A 19,405-nucleotide genomic window follows, 5' to 3' on the forward strand; every position below is an offset into this window, starting at 1 on the left:
CGGGCCTTTTTGGGTTGCTCGGTCATCCGTCCGAGACAGTTGGTGAGAGCAATCGGGTTCTCTTAATTTCCAGCCTAGACGGGGAAAAGAGATTTTGGCCAGCCAACTGGCGGCCCACACGATGCGTTTTTCGCATCCTCCTTCCCCATCAACGGACTTTCGGTCTTGTCGGTTAGCGGCAGGACCAAATGTGAGCCGGTCGTCAGGCATATGTCTGGCGATCATTAGTGAAGGAGCAAAAGCATGGATCGTTCGCAAAAAGCCGACGCAGTTGCCCAGCTCAACGACGTCTTCAAAGAGGTCGGCGTGGTGGTTGTCACCCGCAACCTCGGCCTGACGGTGGACCAGTCCACCGAACTGCGCGGGAAGATGCGTGAAGCAGGTGCATCTTATAAGGTTGCGAAGAACCGTCTCGCCAAGCTCGCCCTGAAAGACACCGATTACACGGGTATCGAAGAGTATCTCTCCGGCCCGACCGCGCTGGCATGGTCCGAAGACCCTGTCGCAGCCGCCAAAGCTGCTGTCGAATTCGCAAAGTCGAACGACAAGCTCGAAATCGTCGGTGGATCGATGGGTACGCAAGTGCTCGACGAAGCTGGGGTCAAGGCACTCGCCTCGATGCCATCTCTCGACGAGCTGCGCGGCAAGATTGTTGGCCTCGTCAACGCCCCGGCAACCAAGGTTGCTCAGGTCGTCAACGCACCAGCCAACAAACTGGCCCGCGTATTTGGTGCCTATGGCGCCAAGGATGCTGCTTAACAGAGACGATTTCGCAAACGCGATTTTTACATGTGTTTTGGGGTGTGACCTAGTTAGGCCGCCCCGCATAAATTGGAGTGAACATCATGGCTGATATTGCCAAGCTTGTTGAAGAACTTTCGAAGCTGACCGTCCTTGAGGCAGCTGAACTGGCCACGGCTCTTGAAGAAGAGTGGGGCGTGAGCGCTGCTGCTGCTGTTGCAGTTGCTGGTCCAGCTGGCGGCGGCGACGCTGGCGCAGCTGCTGAAGAGAAGGACGAATTCGACGTCATTCTTACCGGCGACGGCGGCAAGAAGATCCAGGTCATCAAAGAAGTCCGTGCCATCACCGGTCTGGGCCTCACCGAAGCCAAGGGTCTTGTCGAAGGCGCACCAAAGCCTCTCAAAGAAGGCGTTGCCAAGGCAGAAGCCGAAGAGATCAAGGGCAAGATCGAAGCAGCCGGCGGTACCGTTGAACTGAAGTAACGGGCTCGCTCAAGTAAGCTTTTCGCTTACGCTTCGAGCTCCTCGAGAGATCAACAAGAAGGGCGGTGCCAGCAATGGCGCCGCCTTTTTTGCGCATGAACGCAGACATGACCAAAGCGGACGATGACTTTCGCGTTCGCACATAATCCCGACCGCAATGTCGCTGAGATACAATGCCCTCCCTACGAACTGAGGTAATATTGTGTGCGATCCAGGGGGGATCGAAAACAGGGATTATACTCTATGAAAATTGTTCCGATTCTGGCGGCTCTCGCCGCTGGCGTGAGCCTGAGCGGCTGCGCAACCGTGCTCAATGGCACCAATATTGACTACACCACGCAAACCGATCCGGAGGGCGCCAACATCGTCTTCCTCGGCGGGCTGGAATGCACTTCTCCTTGCGAGCTCGAATTGCGTCGCAAGGACGACACCCGTGTGGACATTACGAAGGACGGCTACGAACCAGTTTATGTGCTGGTCCAGTCAAAGCTGGCCGGATCGACTTTCGGTAACGCGCTTGCAGGCGGCCTGATCGGCGCTGCAGTCGACGGAGGCAACGGCGCGAGCAACACGTTGCGTCCTCGTCCGCTCTACGTGAAGCTGGCTCCGCTCGGGTCGGGCGAACCGGCACTTTTGCTCGACAAAAATGGCGAATTAATCAGCACTGTCGACGAACACAATGACAGCGTGCGCGAAGACGTTGCCAAGACGATCGGCGCAGATCTTGCTGGCGTTGATCCTGCCTCCGTCGCTGCTGAAGATGCTGCTGGCGAGTAGGCAATTACCACCGCGCACCCAGCCGGTTCACAATTTGCCATAAGGGCGGTTCCTGAAACGGGGCCGCCCTTTTTCGTTTCTCAATTATTCGGTAAGCGCTTGTAGCGCTGGTCCCGAGGCTGCTCAGCCTCGATTGCTAAGCGATTTAGCGGCGACGAATGCAAGCCCCAGACCGATCAACGCCGCAGCGCCATATCCAAGATAGGTGGCGGACCAATCTTCGCTTTCGACGCTGGTGGACTCAGCGAAGCTGGCATTCTGCATCTCGCCAACAGCATCACTCGCATCGGCACCCGTGCGGGGGACGAAGCCATTGGCAGTGAGGGTCATCAAGGAAAGGTCTAAACCGCTCGCACTCGCGCCCTGCCGCGCGGCTGAAGCCACCTGATCAAGCATCGCCGGATCATTTTTCCATTGCTCAAACGCCGAGCTTAGCATCGTACCCTGAAGCAACAATGCTTCAGCATATTCCTGTCGCTGTGCATCGGTCGTTCTTGCAAAATCTGGAGCTGCAGCAAACGCGTTTTGTACCTGCTGCTTGACCATCGCAATGGTGCCTTGGTCTGGATCTTCGTCTCGCTTATTCGCAACAAGCCAAGCATTGATCCACCAAAGAGCATAGGCATCAGCGACATTGTGCGTATCGAGACCATAAGGCTGAAGCGCGCTTCTAAGTTCGTCGAAAAGCCTAGGCTGAACTGCAAACATCTGCTCCAATTCAGCGCGCCCTTTCTCACCCGGCGTGCGCTGAACAAAGGTACGCATATTTTTGCGCGTCCGCGCGGCGTCATAGCGATAGCTAGTGTCGGGAGAGCGAGCCGCGCTACTTATCTCGGCTGGCGCGGTAAGACCCAAAACTAGGCTCTGACCAATCGAGCCAACGGCGCTTTCGCCAATATAAACATCGTCACCACGGGCTGCATCAGCAGCCTGCTCGTTTTGGCGACCAAATTCTATTGCATTAAGATGGGGGAAAGCACATCTATCGCAGGGGGCGAGATATCTTGCGCAAGAGCGGGCGAGGTGTTGCCTATGACAAGAAGAACCGCACAGACTGCGACAGAAACCTGGCGAATTGGGGACATTGCATTGCTCTCCTCATGCTTGGGCGAGGTCAATAAGCACCTATAAGGCGTTAAACAATTGTTCGCACTGGCTTCAAGAACAGTAAAGGGTGGCTCCGTGGAACCACCCCATACCACATTCAATTCGTCGTCTATTGTCTGCGAGCCATCGCGGAAAGAGCATCGCCGATCGTTTTGATCATGTTGCTTGTCGCATTCATCATCATTGAGAACTCTTGCGTTGCAACGGTCAGCTTGGTGTTGATTTCAACCGAGTCGCTCTTGCCCTTCTTATGCTTCACCCTGTCCATTTGGGCTGCGAGATCCTGCATCTCACCGACCTTGCTATTCATCGCTCTGATCATTGCTTCAGCGATCACCTCAAGGATACTTCCGCGGCCACCGCGGCGAGTGCGGCCACCACCTTGCGCTTCACCGCGCTCAACCGCGCGCTCAATCTGGCGCATGAAGTCGTTTATATCGAATCGCGCTGCCCGCTCGAGGTTCGCCGAGTCGCGTGGCGAAAGATTGAATTGATCGCTTAGGCCGGCGATGACTTCACCAATTTCGCGCCGAGCTAGACCCGGCATACCCATTTGCGTAGCAGCGCTGGCCTGAACAAAATCAATCATTGTTTGTGGCATGCCGAGGCGCTCGCCCAGTTGTTGGATCGCATTCATCGCGATTTGTGATCCAATGGTGCGCATCGCCAAGCTAGCCCAGCCAGCTGGCCCCATCGCAATCTGCATCAGACTGATTGGGTTAACGACCGAACGAAGAATTCCACCTAAAGGCATCACAGATACTCCCAACTGAGTGTTCAAAGTGTCGAGGCGATTTTCGCCGTCGAGGCTTTTCTGACCCAATTGTCCGAGTCGGCCCATCTGCAGAATGCATAGATCGCCTCTGCAAAACGCTTAGGCAGCGGTCAATTCACTCTGCGATAGCGGAGCGCCTCAGCCCGGCGCAGCCAGACAACACTTGGACGCCGCGCCCCATGCACCTGCTATTCACCCACCCCGCATTTTGTAGACTAGCTGTGTGATTAATTTCGCGAATATGCGATTCGGGGGGAAGGAATGCGTGGCATACGAAACGTTCTGGCGGGGATCGCGATCGCAAGTTCAACTGCGCTTCTGACTAGCCCCTTTAACGCCAGCGCTCAGAACAGCACCTCGCAGACAAGCAATTCCGAAAACAGTATTCTTGGCGATGACTTCGCGCGCGACACTGGCGCCATTATCGTCACGGCCAGCCGTTTCAAGGACGGCAATTTGTTCGAGGCGGTCGACGTTCCCGAAGACTCCTGCCTCCAAAACGCGCCAGCTCTTGGCGAGAACAATCCCGGTTTTGCAATTGATGCATCTGGCATGCGGCGCATCCGTGATCTTCAACGCATCCGAAAGAAAACACGCGCAGGCACGATCTTCATTTCGGGCGGCTCATTCGTTGGTGCCAAGCTGAAGAAAGCCAACCTCTACAATATGTGCTTCTTCGGCACCGATTTCAGCCAGACCGATTGGACCGGCTTTTCGGGATCGGGTCTCGGCTTTATCAATACAGACCTGTCGGGTGCTAAGATGGCAGGATCGAAACTGCCTTATGTGCTCATGCGCGATGCCAAACTTGCAGAGGTCGACGCGCGGCAAGCCGACTGGAGCTATGGCAGGCTTGATGGCGGGTGGAGCGGATCGATGCGCAACCTCGACCTGACCGGCGCAAACCTCACCAATTTCCGCATCGCCTGCGGCAGCGATGAACAGGATGGCTGCCCGACGGAACGGGAGGGGATTTCTCTCAAAGATGCCAATTTGCGCCGCGCCAGTTTCTACGGCTTTTTCTGGCCGGAAACCGATCTTTCCGGTGCCACGATTGACCAAACAGAGCTCGCGCTTGACCACCTTACCAGTCTCGAACGCGCGCGGCTCGTCGGACCGATCGTGCTTCGTTCGCCGCGGCGAGCAATCATGCTCTTCCCCGGCGAGGTCGAAAACCTGGTCGAAAGCGCGCAGCGCTTGGAGAAGACATCTGCTCCATGCGAAGCAGCTTTGGTCGAACCAGCGCTGCAATTGGCCTGCAACGTGCCAGGCAGCGAAACACGCTCGCTCTTAAGCTCAGTCGCGCAACTTGAGCAGCAAAGCATGGCGAAATCAGGCTATGCGCAGCGCAGGGTCGCGTGGCTTGCCAGCCGCGATGCGTGTTTGGACCTCTCCACCGAAGATCAGCAGACGAGCTGTGTGCTTTCGGCCTATCGGGCTCGGCAGGCGGACCTTCGCGGCGATGCTGGTTTGCCGGCTTGGCTAGAGCGGCCCGGCTATAAGCTCTTTGTTTCCAGCGAAGCGGTATATCCGACGACGGGAGGCGATCCGGGTCTCTATGGCCGAATCTTGCCGATCTTGCTCGATTCCGCGGTCGCTGCGGTGATCGTCAAGACTGATGGCAATGGACGCGCGAGTGCAAAGGGCGTCGCGCTCGATGGTTGCTTCTTCGAAACTGAAGGCCTCGCCTATGATAGCGGCGAAGGTACCCTCAACTTCGCCAAGCGCACGCGGCGGCGGCGTGGACGCGTTCAAATGCGAGAGCCATTGCTCGGTTTTGCCGGACAAAGCGCCTCGGTCCAGGAAGCAGGCCTCGCGCGGTTCGAAGGATGCTCAGCACGCGCCGACTTCCCGAGGCTCGAAGCGCTCGAGCTCGACGACACCTTGCTCGAGACCATGTGGGAACGGTTTTAGGACTGCCATCCACGGTACCGATCTATACGAAACGTATAGAGACATATTGCTGCTCCACTGGCACAGCTTTTCGAAGATGTGAGTGCTATGCGTATCGAACGGAGCGGGCAATGGAGACAAATCGCGTCAACGACGTTGGCTTGGACAGGCGGGTGGAGCTTGGCTCTGCCGCTCAAACCACCGCCCTGCATACAGCCAGCGATGCGCGAATTGAGGCCGCCCGATTATCGCTAGCGGGGGCTGGTGTTCCGCAAACCGTCCGCGTTCAACAGGAAATCGTGCCGTCACAGACTGTTGCTGGCAATCCGGTCGGCCAGACCAGCACAGTCGTCACTGGAGCGCCCCCTCCGCCAACAACGCGTGAACTCGCCGCGATGGCAAGCGATGTTTACACCCCTGGTGCAGCGCCGCCTGCCGGCTGGGATCTGGCGACAAGTGCGCAGTTGGCTGAAATCGGCTTGAGCGAATCCATGCTCTCCTCCCCAACGTCCGATTTCGCCGCTGAGGTCTATTCTCGGCAGATCGGCGGCCAAACCAGCTATGTCGTCGCATTCCGCGGAACCCAAAGCGGTGCCGATTGGCGCGGCAACATCCAGCAAGGCCTCGGCATTCGCACCGACTACTACAACCGCGCACTCGAAATCGGAGAGCGGCTGGTCGTCCCCAATGGCGCGCGTGTGACATTGACGGGCCACTCGCTAGGCGGTGGACTCGCCTCTGCAGTCGCAACCGCTGGAGAGCTGGATGCAACGACATTCAATGCGGCGGGCCTGTCCGGTACCACCATTTCCGATGCACGGGCGATCGCTTCGGCAGATGGCCAACTCGAAGTGCCGGACATCAGCGCCTATTATGTTCGCGGCGACCTGCTCTCCGCGCTGCAAGATGGCGGTGACCGGATGATCGGCGCGCTGCTCGGCGGCGTCCTCGGCGCGAGTGTAGTCGACATGCCTGAGGCGATCGGCAACCGCATCGAACTCGATCCGGTCCGCCCGGAAGGAATGCGCTGGTATCAGGACAACCCGGTTGCCCGCCATTTGATGGACTATGTGCAGTCCAGCCTCCCCCACAGTGAATGCTGCCTCAATGGCTTGGCGATTTGGCTAGCCTCACCTATAGTTTGCTGCTGATATGCGCCATGCGCTCAAACTTTCTATCCTTGCGATGGCCGCCGCCATCCCAGTTGGGAGCTGCTCTGCATTGAGCGAAACATCATCCTGTTACACGCGCTCTCAGCCGCAGCTTCCCGACCGTCAGAAAGTGCGTCCGCACCTTACCAATGGTGAAGAAGGTCGCCGCCTTTATGACGCGGTGATGGCAGGCGACATCACGCTGGTTGAACAAATGGTGCGCACTAATCCGAAATTGCTTTCGACCCATCGACAGCTGCGCCCCAACGAACGCGCGGCCAGCGGCAATAGCGGAGGATTGGTCACCTTTGCGGTCGCGAATTGCGATCCGAGAATGCTGGGCGCGCTGCTCGAATTGGGTGCAGATCCTGATGGCACGCCGCCAGGGCTAGCGCTGACTTATGCTGTTCTGGCAGATGATCCTGTGATGGCGATGATGCTGCTGCAAGCGGGGGCCTCACCCGATGCGGCAAGCGCGGCGGGTGCGACACCGCTTAAGGAGGTCTTGTATTTCGAACGCGCCGACGCGGTGGAATTGCTGATACGCGGCGGCGCCGATGTGAACCGCCCGGATAGTCTTGGCGCGACACCGCTAGAAATGGCGCTTACCTTCGAGGACTATAAGAGTGCGCAGGTGCTCCTCAACGCCGGATCAAACCCTTGGCTCGTCGGAAACAAGGGCCGGATTCCGGCTTACATGCTCACGCAGCCAGCGAAGGAAAGCGCGCATGAACCAGCGCGGAAGAAAGTCCTCGATATTGTGCGGGAGCGGAGCGCGACGTGGCCCCCGCCCTCGCCAGACGAAGTGCGCGAAGGTTTCCTGCGCGGCGGATGGCCGACAGCTGCTATGCAAAGAGACAGTTTTGTGGCCACTGAGCCGGCGATCAAGTCAATGCAACTCGTCGATCAGGCCGAGAGGTAACCCGCCATGGTTGGATCAATTCGCCCCACTGGCGTTGGCGCTGTCTCGGCCGTTTCCGCGGGCTCAGGCAAGTCGGGCAGCCGCACCGGCGGTGCTTTGCACAAACTCGCGCATCGGATCGCGGGCAAGGTCGCGCGCGAATTTCGCTTGTTAGGCGAAGATGGCGACCGCGACGAAGACCAGCCGCGCCGCGAAGGCGAAGACATCTATGAAATCCGTAAGGTCGCGAAGGAACTAGCTAGCGATCTGCAGGCACGACCGACCGACGAAGGGCGACTGGCCCGGTCATTGGGAGCTTTCGCTCAGGAGAGCGCGTCGCTGCTTGCGGCCCGTCCGGGAGCGGCATCGCTTGATGCAATTGCGCATGTAATTGCCGCCAATGAGACCCCGCAGGACGGTGAAACCGCAGATCGCGCAGTCAAACAGATCGATCAGACGGTCTCGGGAATTGTCGAATCCCGACCTGGCTGATTTCGCTCCGGTTTCTCAAAAATAAGCGAAGCGATCTTGAGCCTGCGCCGGTCGAGCCCGTGGAGCAGCGCGAGCTGAGCGTAGCCTGCCCTTAAAGCATTCAACTTCGGATCAAGACCGGCAATTCGAATTGCCACGCTGCCATCAGCTTGACGCGTCAGCAGCGCGCTTTGCGCAAGCGAACCCGGGGGAAATCCACTTCAGCTAGACGCTAAGTCTGTCCCCGGCCAGCTCTCCGCTATCCGTGCTGCCATCCTTTCAAGAATGGCTGTGTCCGCAGCATTGGCTGAACTCAACTGCGCCGCGGCTGATGAATGCTCCGTCCTCACCAGCCGCGACATGTCTCCGCGCGCCAGATCGGCATCGCCTTGCTGGCCGCTCTCTCCTGAAAGGCTATCGAAGTCGCGCGAACGTGATTGAGACGAACGCGCGCCATCACTGCTCTCGCCTGCACGCTGCAGATTGCGAGTATTGTCGTCGCCCGCACGCTCAAGTTTGGAAGAGAAACGTTCGCTCACGCTGCGGTTCTCGGCCTGTTGCCGGGGAGGCTCAGGCTCGCTCGGGCGCTGCGACCTCGGGTGGTTTGCGGTGCGATTTGCAGCATCAGAGGCGGATGTCGGAGGTGTCATGATCGTTGCTCCTGCGCCTCTTCTTCCGCTGCGATCTCATGTCGCCGCGCCTCGGCCACTCTCGCCTTGGCCAGCTCTCCGGTGACGATATTGCCGCGCTCGACCGCGCGTTCATGTAACGCCCGTTTCTCGGCCAATTCAACGCGAGCTTCGCGTAAGCTTTCAAAAGCATCGGAACGTTCGCGGCGCGCATACTGACATTTGCGCTCTGTTACTTCGCGCCACAGCAATGCCTGCGGATCAGCCGGATTGTCGAGCAGCATGAACTCAGCCGAGTTTCGCCGCGACTTTTCCATTTGGTAAAGTTCATGCGCGCTTTGCGCTTCCAAGGTTTTTTGCGCTTCTGCCGCCTTCGCTTCGCTGCGAATGCGTTTCGCCCGCCGCTCGCGAAGTTCTTCTATGCGGTTTGCCCGCTGGAGTTGCTCTCTCACAGAATAGCCTCCCCGACTGACCTCAGCCGAGCCAAGGTCGTTGCATGGTCACTCGCCTCATCGGGGCGCTGACAAAGGAAAGCTTCGATCGCCTCGCGTTGCTGCAAGGCGGCGTCAGCAAGCAGGTCTTGCCCCGATTGGTACTCGCCCATTTGCAATAGCAATTCGATTTCAGAGAGCTTGGCCAGCATCGCGCGAACGGCCTCCGCCGCGGCGATCTGACCCGGTCCCGACAGCTTGCGGAACAGCCGTGACTGGCTGCTGCCAATGTCGATCGCGGGATAGTGCCCACGCGCTGCAAGTTTGCGCGAAAGGTGAATGTGACCATCGAGCAGTGAGCGAACCTCTTCGCCAACGGGGTCTTCTTCCTCGCCTTCGGTCAGCACCGTGTAGAGTGCGGTGATCGCACCATCGCTATCGGTGCCAGCCCGCTCGAACAGCCGCGGCAATTCGGCGAAGACAGAGGGAGGAAGTCCGCGTCTTACCGCAGGCTCGCCCGCCGCCAATCCGATCTCCCGCAGCGCTCGGGCATAGCGTGTGACGCTATCTACCAGCAGCATGACGTGCTTGCCTTGAGCCCTGAATCCTTCGGCGATCGCAGTTGCAGCGCGTGCGGCGCGCACCCGTTCCATTGCCGGGCGGTCGGAAGTGGAGACGACGACGACCGAACGCGCCAGTCCATCGTCCCCCAAAGTATCTGATATGAATTCGCGAACCTCGCGCCCGCGCTCACCGATCAAGCCAATCACAATCGCGTCGGCCTTTGCACGGCGGGCGAGCATGGCAAGCAAGGTTGATTTGCCTCCTCCAGCCGCTGCGAAAATGCCCATGCGCTGACCCACACCCAGGGTAAGCAGTCCATCGATAGCGCGTACTCCGCTCTCCAGGGGTGTTTCGATCACGGGTCGATCCATCGGCGATGGTGATGACGCCACGAGCGGACGATCGGGCGATGGTGCGATCGGCCCCAGGCTATCGATGGGCGTTCCATTGGCGTCGATGACCCGGTACGAACAGGCTGTCATTGGCGGGTATCCGGTCAGCCATCTCGCGCAGGACTACCTCAGCATCAGCGTAAAGACCGCGCAATTCTCCCAGCGGCGTGAGCAACATGACATCGCCATCGAAACCTACGATCTCAGCCCGCAAAGCCTCTTCGCTTTGCGCCGCCGCGATCTCCATCACATCGCCAATGCGTCCACGCGCACCGCGCACTCTCAGCGTCGTACCGACCGCACCCACCAGTCGCCCGCGCTGCTCAAACAGCGGGCTGCGAAGGCTCTCGATCAGGTTGGAGAGCTTCGGATCAGCCATCACTCGCACTCGGTTCGCCGTTCCAGCGCGTGCGGAGCGCGTCGAGCTGCTTTTCGAGATCGGCGATAATCCGGCCACCCTCGACCTCGATGCGGCATCCCATCATCTCAAGCGTGGTATCGCCTTCCACCAAATCCTGATCGGTGTCGGGCAATTCAGCGCGCACGGCGTCGACCCATTGCGGCGCAACGATGATGCGCAGCGGCTTCGCACCTGATCGTTGCATGGCCTCCCGTACGAGGCCAGTAGCCACTTCTGCGTCATCACGTCCGCCGATCAATTGCTCGACCGCTTGCATCGCGGCAATGCTGGCTGCTCTCTCTCGCCGCGCATCTTCTTGCGTGACGCTTTGCTGCAGCCGTGCCGCGCAGTCAGCAAGAACATCACGCATTTCTATCAGCGCCGTTTCGAGTCCTTCACGATAACCCTCTTCGCGCGCGCGTTTTGCATGCTCTTCCGCTTGACCAGCAATCCGATGCGCCTGCTCGAGCAATTGTGTGCTTTCGCGAAAGTCATTCACCTGCTCTTTTGAGATACGCGCAGAGGAGGTGCGCACCAGCGCATCGCCGCAAAGAACAAACTCAGTCACCTGAAACGTCCCTCGTTTGCTCGCATTGCAGAATTGCCGCGCCAGTTTCGGCAAGCATCGCCAAGTCAGGGTTCATTTCAGCTGCGTCGATCAGCTTCTCGCCTTGCTCGATCAGCTCCAACGGATTGGGCAATCCGCCGACCTCGTCCGCGAAATCGAAGACCGAACAATCCACTTCGCAAATTTCATCAAAGCGCTCCTCACCGACAAATTCTGCAAGGCTCGCGAGTTTCTGGCCGTTCAGCTCTCCATCGATTGCTGGGCGCGATTTGAGTAGGGCCATCGTCACCGCGAGGTCGGTGCGGTGCTCGGCAGCGACCTGCTTCCATGCCGGCGGGTCCACCAGGTCATTAAAGGTGGGCACATGCTCACCGCGAAGGCGCGCGGCAAATCGCCGTGCGCGCCCCGAGAGGGCTGCCATTTGCTGCTCAGGCACCACGGCGCATCTGGATCGGTTCTTCAACCGGCACGGCACGAGGGCCGGTGAATTGTTCACGCCTAAATGCTCTCTTGCGGCGCCAGAACTGGAAGCCACCTAGGGCCAGGAGGCCGATGCCAAGGATCGCGGCAAACACCGTGAGGGTCTGCGTCCACTGCGCAGACGAGCTAACCGGCTTGATAGTAGGCAGCGGCTTTGCCTCTGTCATCGCGATCGAGACCTTGTCGTATTCGAGGCCTTCGATGCTGTTCGTCACCAGCGCCTTGATGGCCGCCGTCTGCGCCCGCAGGTCAAAGCCCTCGCGATACTTGACGAACACCGATGCTGACGGGGGATTGGACGCGCCGGTCAGAACGTCGGCCTCTGGTAGGGCGAGGTGTACGCGCGCTTCGATCACGCCATCAAACTCGCTGATCGTATGCGATAGTTCCTGGCTAAGACCGTAAACGAGCCGCGCGCGCTCCGCGAGCGATGACGATGTGAAGCCTTCCTTTTTGAAGACAGTGCCGAGCGATTCGTACTGATCGCGCGGCAAGCCATTCTGCCGCAAAACCTCGACCGAACGGGCGAAGTCGCTTTGTGACACGGAAACTGAGAACACGCCTTTCTCACCCGGACTCTTGCCACTTTCGATGCCCGCACGCTCCAGCACGGCGACCATCTCATTGGCTTCTCGCTCGCTGACATCACGGTAGAGCTCTTGTCCACTGCAAGCCGTAACTGCCAGCATCAGAAAGACGAGCGATAAGCCTCGCTTCCACCGCTCAAAGAGCGCGTTCATCACCCAACCCATGACCGTTCTATCCTTGTTGCCGGAACAATTGTTGCACTCCGTCCGCGCTGCGATTGGCAATGTTCGAGGTCAGCTGGCACTGGAACATGAATTCCTGGCACTTCATCGTCAGCTGCACGATTTCGCCCGGCGTCAATTCGCCATTACTCGCCTGTGCCGATTGAGCGAAGTCGGTCACTGAGCGCGCCTGCACATCAATCCCGTCCAAGGCTGAAAGCATGTTGCTGAATGGTGCGGGGAGATCGGCGCGCGATACGCCATTGACACCTGAGGCCTTCTCCAACGCCTGTGCAAATCGACCCGCTTCGGTGCCTTGCGCCCCTTGAGCTGCCGATGATGGTCCAAGCGATATTGTTCGATCCATAGACGCATTGTTTTGCTGGCCCGCGCCACCGGGCAGCAAGCTCGCGGTCAAAATCTCGATACTCATCGATCAGTTCTTCCGCGCCATCGTCTCAAGCGCTTTGGAAACGCTGTCGAGCGAGGTGTGACTGCTTTGCGCCATGAAGCTCATGCGCATGGATTCTGCGGTCAGCTTGGTGATTTCCGAAGGGGTGTCACTGCCATTTTCGCCGCTGATGACGTTCGCCTGCTGCTCGATTTTTGAGGCCTGATTGTCAAGCGCAGAGCCCCAAGCGCCTGCAAATGCTTCAAACCAATTGCGGTTACGTCCGCTGGTGAAATTCGCGGGGCCAGAATTGAGGCTGGCTAAAACCCGTCCGCTAATATCTGTCATATCTCGTCCTTTCGTGCTCGTTTCAATTCATGCTTCACATCGTCAAAGTGTCGCGCATCCCATTGCGCTCGAACGTCACTTGGCCCTCGCCGATTTCGACAATCTTGTGCCCGGTTGGCAGGCTCGCGCCGACAAACCAGCGTGTGCCGTCCTCGGTCACGAGATAGCCGGGATCACCCGCCACAAAACTGGCCGCGCCGTACCCGGGAGCGTTGAAGAAGTAGGTGAGGTCGCTGCCGCCACGATTGGGATCGGCGCGAAAGCTAACCGCCCGTACATGCGGTAGGTCTTGCCGCACCAAAGCGGTCAGTTCGGCCTGTCGGTCCTTTGGGAGGAACGGGCCTTCGATCAGCAAGCTGTCCGCGCCCTCGGGAACCGCGCGCGCATCGAGCTGCTGCGCAGCCAGTAAATCAGTCGCGGTCTCCGCTGCTTCGGAAAGCGTGTCGACGCCGACGAATAAAGACGGATGCTCTGCTGCCGCCCATTCGCGCAAAGCGATCAACGCGCGCTCATCCGCGACCAGGCCCGTCACCGCGAGCGCGCCCGTGCCCGATGCGCGTCCCACTGAAAGCGAACGGAACCCCTGGTCAACCAGAGCCATCTCAATCTCGACCGGATCATCAGCCTTTGGTCCCAGGACAGAATTTCCGAAGAACGCTCCACCCGCAATGGTGATAAGCCCGGCACCAATAAGCCCGAGTTTAGCGGGAGACCACTCGAATCCAGCGAGTTTCTTGCGCGCAGGCTCAGAGCGCAGAGCGAGCCGTTCACCCAAATCGGTTTCAGGCAATGTCTCTTCGTGCGGAACGGCGACCGGCACCATTTCTCGAGCGGCCTCGTTTGCATCTTCCCAACGAGCATCATCATCTGCGCCAATGGCGAAATGCAAATCGCCGACCTTGACGGGCAGATATGGCTCTAGCGCGATACGTTCACCTGCTCCCATGTCTCTGCCAAGCACTGTGGCCTCGCCGGAAATGACCTCGAGCACAGGTCGCTTGCCGCAAGTCGCCAGCTTGAACGCGCATCCTTTCGTGGATCGGTCGCGCAAGACGATATCGTTTTCAAAGCTGTGTCCGATTGCGAGGTTGCGGCCAGGCGGGAGACGATGCTCCGCGCCTTGCGACCGGCCGCTCAACACTCGCAACGTAAGCGCGATTTGCGCCTCGCCCTGCCGGGTTTGTTCTAAGTTGGACAGCGCGTTCACCGGCGCTTCCTTTGGACCGGCACCTCGCCGCGCAGCTGCTCCATGCTCAGCGCCTCAACTTCGCTCGCGGCGAGCTGAGATGTACCAAGATTGCTGATCCGAGGTGTCAGGAGGAAAAGCCGCTCGTAGTGGTCCTCGCCTTTTTTTCGCTTGCGAAATGCCTGTCCGAGCAGCGGAATATCACCAAGCACGGGCGTCTTTCGCTTGCGATCGTAAGTGGTGTTGCGCGTCATACCGCCAAGCATCACGCTCTCGCCCTGGCGAACGATCATATGGGTTGCCAAATTGGCGCCTCCTGTAACTGGCACGCCGTCGACCACCAACCCGTTCAGCTGCGTGTCATCGATTTCGATCTGCATGCGAATGCGCATTTCACCGCCATCTTCGATGGCCGAAGGCCGGACCCGCATGGCCAAGCCGTAATCGACGGTGACTGCATCGACTTCGCGCTCTCCTTCGAGTTTGACGACTTGCCGAGTTGTGTCGCCGAAAGAAGCAACCTCATTGTTCAGCGAAGAAAGCGTCTGACGAGTTACCACGCGCACGGCTCCGCGCTCCTGCAGAGCTTTGGCGCGCAACAGGAATATTTCGCCGTCGCCGCTCAAATAGCCGCCTGTAATTCCGCCAGGGCCAAAGTTTGGGCCACCGCCGAAGAGCAGTCCGAGACTTTCCAAGCCGAATCCGAAGTCGAGACCCAGCTCTTTCAGCTTGGTCATGTTAAGCTCAAGAATCGTGACTTGCGTCTCCACAACCAAAGGCTCGATATCGAGGTTGGCGATCAGCTGCTCGTAGACACCCATGGTTTCGGGTCGGTCGCGTACGATCACTGCATTGACAGTAGAGTCAGCGGAGATGCGTGGACCATTGAGATCGCGTTCGCGTTCGTAGCGTTCGTCTTCGTCATATCGCTTGCCAGATCGATCATCACGATGTGGCCGGTTGCGCACGCTGCGAAGTCCAGAATCTGGGAATTCGTTCGGAGCATTCGACGTGACCCCGCCGACCTGCCCGCCATCTCCCATCTGCTCTTGAAGCAGGGTCGCAACACCGGGAATGATCGAAAGCAGATCGCCATTTCGCGATTGGCGGTCTGCAGCGCTGCGATATTTGAGATAGAAGATGCGAACCTCAAATGGGCTGCGAATTCCGGCATGCCGGACGACTTCCGACCGCACGCTCGCCCGGGCCAATGGCGCACGCAGCAGCGGTGACGCCATTGTGCGCGGCTTGCTAGAAATCGGCTGCACGGTCGGAGCTTGCTGTGCGGACAATGCCTGAGCGCCGATCTGCCCAGCCATCCGTTCAATGCGATCGAGAAACTCAGGGACGCCAGTTGCGAGTACCAGACCGTCTCCCGGACGCACCGTGTTGACCTGGTCCACCAAGCGCATTCGTTTGGCCTGTGCCGCGATGCGCTCGCCTGCAAACGTCGGAATGGAGCGGCTTGCCACTTCCTCATTGCTGTAAATGCGCACTACTGAGCCATCCCAATAGGCGACCAAGCCATAGGCGCGCGAAATCGTGCCCCAAATCACCTTGGGCGGATCGCGGAACACGCCTTGGACCTTGCCCTTCACGCCAGTGCTTACCTTTGCGCGCAGCCCCGCTTCGCTGAACAGGTCGGCAACAAAGTCGCGAACGTCCTGACCGCGGGCGCTGATCGAGATTTCACCCTCAGTGAACGGAGGCTCAGCTGCGCTTGCCACTCCTGGCCAAACCAAGGCCATCACCGCCAGCAGTGGCAACAGAACAGACCTTTGGAATCGCGCGAAATTCGGAACAGTCAAGGGAGTGTGTAGGGGTGTCACTCTGCGGCCTCCGCATAGATTTCATCGGGACTGGGCGAATGAGTCACCAAGTCGGGGGCGATATCGAGTTGCCGCACCACATCGAGTGGAACAGCAGGGTTTAGCTCATTGAAACTGAGCACAGGGATGTCGAACAAATCAGCTGCGCAGACTAAGCGGAGCGAGTCGGCGCAAGTCTTGCGCAGTCAGGATCGCGCGCGCGCCGCCGGCTTCCACTTCTTGGCCTATCAATTGCACCAGCTCGCGCATCCGCATCGGATCGACTGCAAGGCGTGGCTGACCATCAATCGAAGTCAAAGTCGCCCGGATCGCTTCTTCCGCGCGCGGACCAATCATCATGACTTTCAGGCGGTACGCCTTCGCAAAGCGGGGCGACGATATTCCGCCGCAATGCGATGCGGACCCGCGCTGCAATGAGATGCGGCTCGCGCTCTGCCTGACCGGCTTCGCAGATCGCCGCGATGCAATCGCGCATATTACGCAATGAAACTTGCTCATCGGCAAGGATGCGCAGCACTTCGACGATGGTCTGAATCGGAACCGCCCTGACGGTTTCCTTGACGACCTCAGGATAGGTTTCACCGAGTACGTCTAGCTGATCGGTGACTTCCTGCAGCCCCAAGAACAGCATCAGATTGCGGCGAAGCAACTCGCGCACAAACGCCGGCAAGCGCTCTCGCAATTGCGTTGGATCCTCTTGCGCTGCCCCCAAAGGCGCGTCGTATGCGAGCAGCTCCCAACTGCCCTCCGCATGCAGATCCGTCAGACGCGCAATTCGCAGGGCTGGCAGTGCCACGCCGGAGCGCAATTGCAGATCGTCTTTCGCGGCCTCAATCGCTTCGGTCAGCTGCGACATTTCGCCTGCAGTCATTGCGCCCCACTGCAATTGCAGGACGAGTGGTTGCACCTGCGGAGCGGGCCGAGCCTCTAATATGATTTCGTCTTCAACCGGCGCGTCTTGATCGTTTGTACTAGAGAAGAGCGAGCGCAATTTGGGTCCGATCGTCGCGTCACGCCAGGCTCCAGCGGCGATCAGGGTCAGCCCAAGCGATATGAACACCGCCCAAGGGAACCCCGGAATGAAACCGAGCGCCAGCGCGATCATGCCAGCCGCGATAAGCGTGCCTGAACGCGCGCCAACTTCGGCGAAGATCGCCGGTGCGAGATCGGGCTTCTCATCCGGATCGTTACTGCGCGTGACCAACAAGCCCGCGGCCAAGGCGCATAGGAAAGCGGGGATCTGAGCGACCAGGCCGTCGCCGATTGTGAGGATCGAGAACGTTGCCGCAGCCTCTGCTAGCGAAAGGTCGTGATAAAGCGCGCCGACGGCGATACCGCCGATCAGATTGATTATGACGATTACGACCGAAGCGATGGCATCGCCTTTAACAAACTTCATTGCGCCATCGAGACTGCCGTAAAGTCGGCTTTCCTGCTCCAACTGGCTGCGTTTGGTGCGCGCCTCATCCTTGGTCAGCATGCCCGATCGCAAATCGCTGTCGATTGAGAGCTGCTTGCCCGGCATCGCATCGAGGCTGAACCGCGCGCAAACCTCTGCAACGCGCTCCGACCCCTTTGAGATAACGATGAATTGCACAACCGTGATGATCAGGAACACGACAAGGCCGACAACGATGTTGCCAGCCGCCGCCGTCTCACCGAACTCGCTGATGATCTGCCCGCCATCCATCTCTGTCAGGATCATGCGCGTGGTCGCGATACTGATCGCCAGACGCGCAACAGTCGTGAACAAGAGAATCGATGGGAATGTCGAAAAATCGAGCGGATGGCGAACACCGATCACTGCGATCAACAGCAACGCAGCTATGGTGAGATTGATGGCGATGAACACATCCAGCATGACCGGAGGCATCGGCAATATGAACATGGCGAAGATTGCGATCAGGCCACCGATCACGACCAGCTGAGCCGCCGGCACAGCGGTGGCAACCCGCCTTATCTTCGCCCCGAGTTCCATCAAAAGTTGACCGCCAATCCGTTTTCACTGGCAAGCTTCGCGTAGTTCGCCTTCACCTTGACGACGTAATCCTGCGTTTCGCGATAGGGGGAATCCGCATCCCGTGCTTCCGCACTGCACCCTCACCTGCGTTGTAAGCGGCGAGGACGAGATCGAGATTACCATCGAGATTGTGCCACAGCTTTGCGAGCAGCTTCGCGCCAGCATTGATGTTCGTGGCCGGATCGAAAAGGTGCTGAGAATTGCTGACGCCGAGGTCGCGCCCTGTCGCCGGCATCACCTGCATCAGTCCCCGCGCGCCAGCATGGCTCACAGCTCGATCGCGATAGCGCGATTCCTGCTTGATCACCGCATGGAGCAGGAGGGGATCGACTCGGTGCGCGCGCGCCGCCTGATCGATCAGCGTATCGAACTTCGTGCCGTAGCTTTGCGGGCGGAGTGCGAGCACAGCTTCGCCCGCATCGTCGTACCGCGCACCCTCGGTAAGCTGCGCGAGGTCAATCGTGCTGGTCGCAGCCTCAGGCGGGACTATCGCGACGATTGATCCATCGCCAAGCTTGAACGTTGCGGTCTTGGCGCCGTCCTCTTGCTTCTTTTCAGGCGAAGCGCCACGAGCCTCAGCGGCCAAAATGAACCTGGCATCATCTTCATTCTGTTGTTCGCCATCAAGGATCGAATCGCTGTCCTCGGAAATATTCGTCGCGCGAACATCGCCGCGAGGACGGTTCGCCTTGAATGCGGGAGACTCGATCACTTTTGTTTCGGGACAATGTCCAATCAGGCCCTCAAAGTGCCTCAGGGAATCGACACTCGCCACGCGGATGGGAGCATCAACCGGGCACTCGCCTGGATTTTCGATAGGCTCCGGCGGGCGCTCTTTGGCAGCTGCTGGAGCGGCGGCAGCCAAAGCAATTAGTATAATAAAATTTGAAGGTGTGGTCAGCTGACACTGAACGTGAGTTGCGTCAGCCCCAGTATTCTTCACGCCTTTACTTGACATACGACCTCCCATTCGGAATCGAACCCGAACTAATCAAGTAATCGAAATTTCAATGACGGGCAGAATTTCCTGCCTTCAAAACCCACCCGACTGACGAATGTAAGCTTAACGAATAATGAGGAAGTTTGAAGGCCCCTTGTAAAGCTAGGGAAAAGTCGCCCA

General features: G+C 58.8%; 23 protein-coding genes. 7 read left to right on the forward strand and 16 right to left on the reverse strand.

Features of this window, described 5'->3' with window-relative positions; all coding sequences use genetic code 11:
• The first annotated feature begins 243 nt into the window (after nucleotides 1–243).
• The 3 genes from rplJ (at nucleotide 244) to ACZ1GU_RS13685 (ending at nucleotide 2,000) form a co-directional block, all read left to right on the forward strand.
• Nucleotides 244–759: a 50S ribosomal protein L10 gene (rplJ, locus tag ACZ1GU_RS13675; protein WP_472648505.1), complete on the forward strand. Its 516-nt coding sequence runs from the start codon at nucleotides 244–246 to the stop codon at nucleotides 757–759.
• A gap of 86 nt (nucleotides 760–845) precedes the next feature.
• Nucleotides 846–1,223, forward strand: coding sequence for a 50S ribosomal protein L7/L12 (gene rplL / locus ACZ1GU_RS13680; protein WP_190788825.1), 378 nt, complete (start codon nucleotides 846–848; stop codon nucleotides 1,221–1,223).
• A gap of 243 nt (nucleotides 1,224–1,466) precedes the next feature.
• On the forward strand, nucleotides 1,467–2,000 hold the full coding sequence (locus ACZ1GU_RS13685) for a hypothetical protein (RefSeq protein WP_472648506.1): 534 nt from the start codon (nucleotides 1,467–1,469) through the stop codon (nucleotides 1,998–2,000).
• 123 nt (nucleotides 2,001–2,123) lie between these two features.
• Here the strand turns inward: ACZ1GU_RS13685 and ACZ1GU_RS13690 are convergent, their stop codons facing one another.
• Together ACZ1GU_RS13690 and ACZ1GU_RS13695 are read right to left on the reverse strand one after the other, a co-directional pair.
• On the reverse strand, nucleotides 2,124–2,855 hold the full coding sequence (locus ACZ1GU_RS13690; protein ID WP_472648507.1) for a DUF6683 family protein: 732 nt from the start codon (nucleotides 2,853–2,855) through the stop codon (nucleotides 2,124–2,126).
• Between the two features lie 361 nt (nucleotides 2,856–3,216).
• Nucleotides 3,217–3,948 carry a hypothetical protein gene (locus ACZ1GU_RS13695; RefSeq protein WP_472648508.1) on the reverse strand — a complete coding sequence of 244 codons (732 nt, stop codon included), beginning with the start codon at nucleotides 3,946–3,948 and terminating at the stop codon, nucleotides 3,217–3,219.
• Between the two features lie 195 nt (nucleotides 3,949–4,143).
• Here ACZ1GU_RS13695 and ACZ1GU_RS13700 point away from each other — a divergent pair, with 195 nt between their 5' ends.
• The 4 genes from ACZ1GU_RS13700 to ACZ1GU_RS13715 all read left to right on the forward strand — a co-directional run bounded on the left by ACZ1GU_RS13700 (nucleotide 4,144) and on the right by ACZ1GU_RS13715 (nucleotide 8,319).
• Nucleotides 4,144–5,796: a pentapeptide repeat-containing protein gene (locus tag ACZ1GU_RS13700; RefSeq protein ID WP_472648509.1), complete on the forward strand. Its 1,653-nt coding sequence runs from the start codon at nucleotides 4,144–4,146 to the stop codon at nucleotides 5,794–5,796.
• A 110-nt stretch (nucleotides 5,797–5,906) separates the two neighbouring features.
• Entirely contained in the window at nucleotides 5,907–6,926 is a 1,020-nt protein-coding gene (locus ACZ1GU_RS13705; protein ID WP_472648510.1) for a Tle-like phospholipase domain-containing protein, read from the forward strand.
• Between the two features lie 70 nt (nucleotides 6,927–6,996).
• Entirely contained in the window at nucleotides 6,997–7,848 is an 852-nt protein-coding gene (locus ACZ1GU_RS13710; protein ID WP_472648511.1) for an ankyrin repeat domain-containing protein, read from the forward strand.
• A gap of 6 nt (nucleotides 7,849–7,854) precedes the next feature.
• Nucleotides 7,855–8,319, forward strand: coding sequence for a hypothetical protein (locus ACZ1GU_RS13715; protein WP_472648512.1), 465 nt, complete (start codon nucleotides 7,855–7,857; stop codon nucleotides 8,317–8,319).
• A gap of 200 nt (nucleotides 8,320–8,519) precedes the next feature.
• Here ACZ1GU_RS13715 and ACZ1GU_RS13720 read toward each other — a convergent pair whose 3' ends face one another.
• From ACZ1GU_RS13720 to ACZ1GU_RS13785, 14 genes are all read right to left on the reverse strand, one after another.
• Nucleotides 8,520–8,948, reverse strand: coding sequence for a hypothetical protein (locus ACZ1GU_RS13720; RefSeq protein ID WP_472648513.1), 429 nt, complete (start codon nucleotides 8,946–8,948; stop codon nucleotides 8,520–8,522).
• Complete coding sequence (locus ACZ1GU_RS13725) at nucleotides 8,945–9,379, reverse strand: hypothetical protein (RefSeq protein ID WP_472648514.1); 435 nt, start codon at nucleotides 9,377–9,379, stop codon at nucleotides 8,945–8,947. Before ACZ1GU_RS13725 ends, ACZ1GU_RS13720 begins: the two co-directional genes overlap by 4 nt.
• Entirely contained in the window at nucleotides 9,376–10,404 is a 1,029-nt protein-coding gene (locus ACZ1GU_RS13730; protein WP_472648515.1) for a FliI/YscN family ATPase, read from the reverse strand. The genes ACZ1GU_RS13725 and ACZ1GU_RS13730 overlap by 4 nt, the downstream gene beginning before the upstream one ends.
• Nucleotides 10,352–10,693 carry a hypothetical protein gene (locus ACZ1GU_RS13735; protein WP_472648516.1) on the reverse strand — a complete coding sequence of 114 codons (342 nt, stop codon included), beginning with the start codon at nucleotides 10,691–10,693 and terminating at the stop codon, nucleotides 10,352–10,354. Before ACZ1GU_RS13735 ends, ACZ1GU_RS13730 begins: the two co-directional genes overlap by 53 nt.
• On the reverse strand, nucleotides 10,686–11,282 hold the full coding sequence (locus ACZ1GU_RS13740) for a FliH/SctL family protein (protein ID WP_472648517.1): 597 nt from the start codon (nucleotides 11,280–11,282) through the stop codon (nucleotides 10,686–10,688). The genes ACZ1GU_RS13735 and ACZ1GU_RS13740 overlap by 8 nt, the downstream gene beginning before the upstream one ends.
• Nucleotides 11,275–11,718, reverse strand: a complete 444-nt coding sequence (locus ACZ1GU_RS13745) for a hypothetical protein (RefSeq protein ID WP_472648518.1) — start codon at nucleotides 11,716–11,718, stop codon at nucleotides 11,275–11,277. Before ACZ1GU_RS13745 ends, ACZ1GU_RS13740 begins: the two co-directional genes overlap by 8 nt.
• Complete coding sequence (gene sctJ / locus ACZ1GU_RS13750; RefSeq protein WP_472648519.1) at nucleotides 11,711–12,502, reverse strand: type III secretion system inner membrane ring lipoprotein SctJ; 792 nt, start codon at nucleotides 12,500–12,502, stop codon at nucleotides 11,711–11,713. The genes ACZ1GU_RS13745 and sctJ overlap by 8 nt, the downstream gene beginning before the upstream one ends.
• A 19-nt stretch (nucleotides 12,503–12,521) precedes the next feature.
• On the reverse strand, nucleotides 12,522–12,944 hold the full coding sequence (locus ACZ1GU_RS13755) for a hypothetical protein (RefSeq protein WP_472648520.1): 423 nt from the start codon (nucleotides 12,942–12,944) through the stop codon (nucleotides 12,522–12,524).
• A 3-nt stretch (nucleotides 12,945–12,947) separates the two neighbouring features.
• A complete protein-coding gene (locus tag ACZ1GU_RS13760) occupies nucleotides 12,948–13,250 on the reverse strand; it encodes a hypothetical protein (RefSeq protein ID WP_472648521.1) in 303 nt (100 codons plus the stop codon).
• A gap of 34 nt (nucleotides 13,251–13,284) precedes the next feature.
• Nucleotides 13,285–14,457 (reverse strand): SctD/MshK family protein, encoded by a 1,173-nt coding sequence (locus ACZ1GU_RS13765; protein WP_472648522.1) that lies wholly within the window; start codon nucleotides 14,455–14,457, stop codon nucleotides 13,285–13,287.
• A complete protein-coding gene (locus ACZ1GU_RS13770) occupies nucleotides 14,454–16,202 on the reverse strand; it encodes a secretin N-terminal domain-containing protein (RefSeq protein ID WP_472648523.1) in 1,749 nt (582 codons plus the stop codon). Before ACZ1GU_RS13770 ends, ACZ1GU_RS13765 begins: the two co-directional genes overlap by 4 nt.
• 201 nt (nucleotides 16,203–16,403) lie before the next feature.
• Complete coding sequence (locus tag ACZ1GU_RS13775) at nucleotides 16,404–16,562, reverse strand: hypothetical protein (protein WP_472648524.1); 159 nt, start codon at nucleotides 16,560–16,562, stop codon at nucleotides 16,404–16,406.
• On the reverse strand, nucleotides 16,549–18,243 hold the full coding sequence (locus ACZ1GU_RS13780) for an FHIPEP family type III secretion protein (RefSeq protein WP_472648787.1): 1,695 nt from the start codon (nucleotides 18,241–18,243) through the stop codon (nucleotides 16,549–16,551). Before ACZ1GU_RS13780 ends, ACZ1GU_RS13775 begins: the two co-directional genes overlap by 14 nt.
• A gap of 52 nt (nucleotides 18,244–18,295) precedes the next feature.
• Nucleotides 18,296–18,997: a lytic transglycosylase domain-containing protein gene (locus tag ACZ1GU_RS13785; RefSeq protein WP_472648525.1), complete on the reverse strand. Its 702-nt coding sequence runs from the start codon at nucleotides 18,995–18,997 to the stop codon at nucleotides 18,296–18,298.
• Between the last annotated feature and the right edge of the window lie 408 nt (nucleotides 18,998–19,405).

The organism is Erythrobacter sp. HA7-11 (assembly GCF_055693605.1).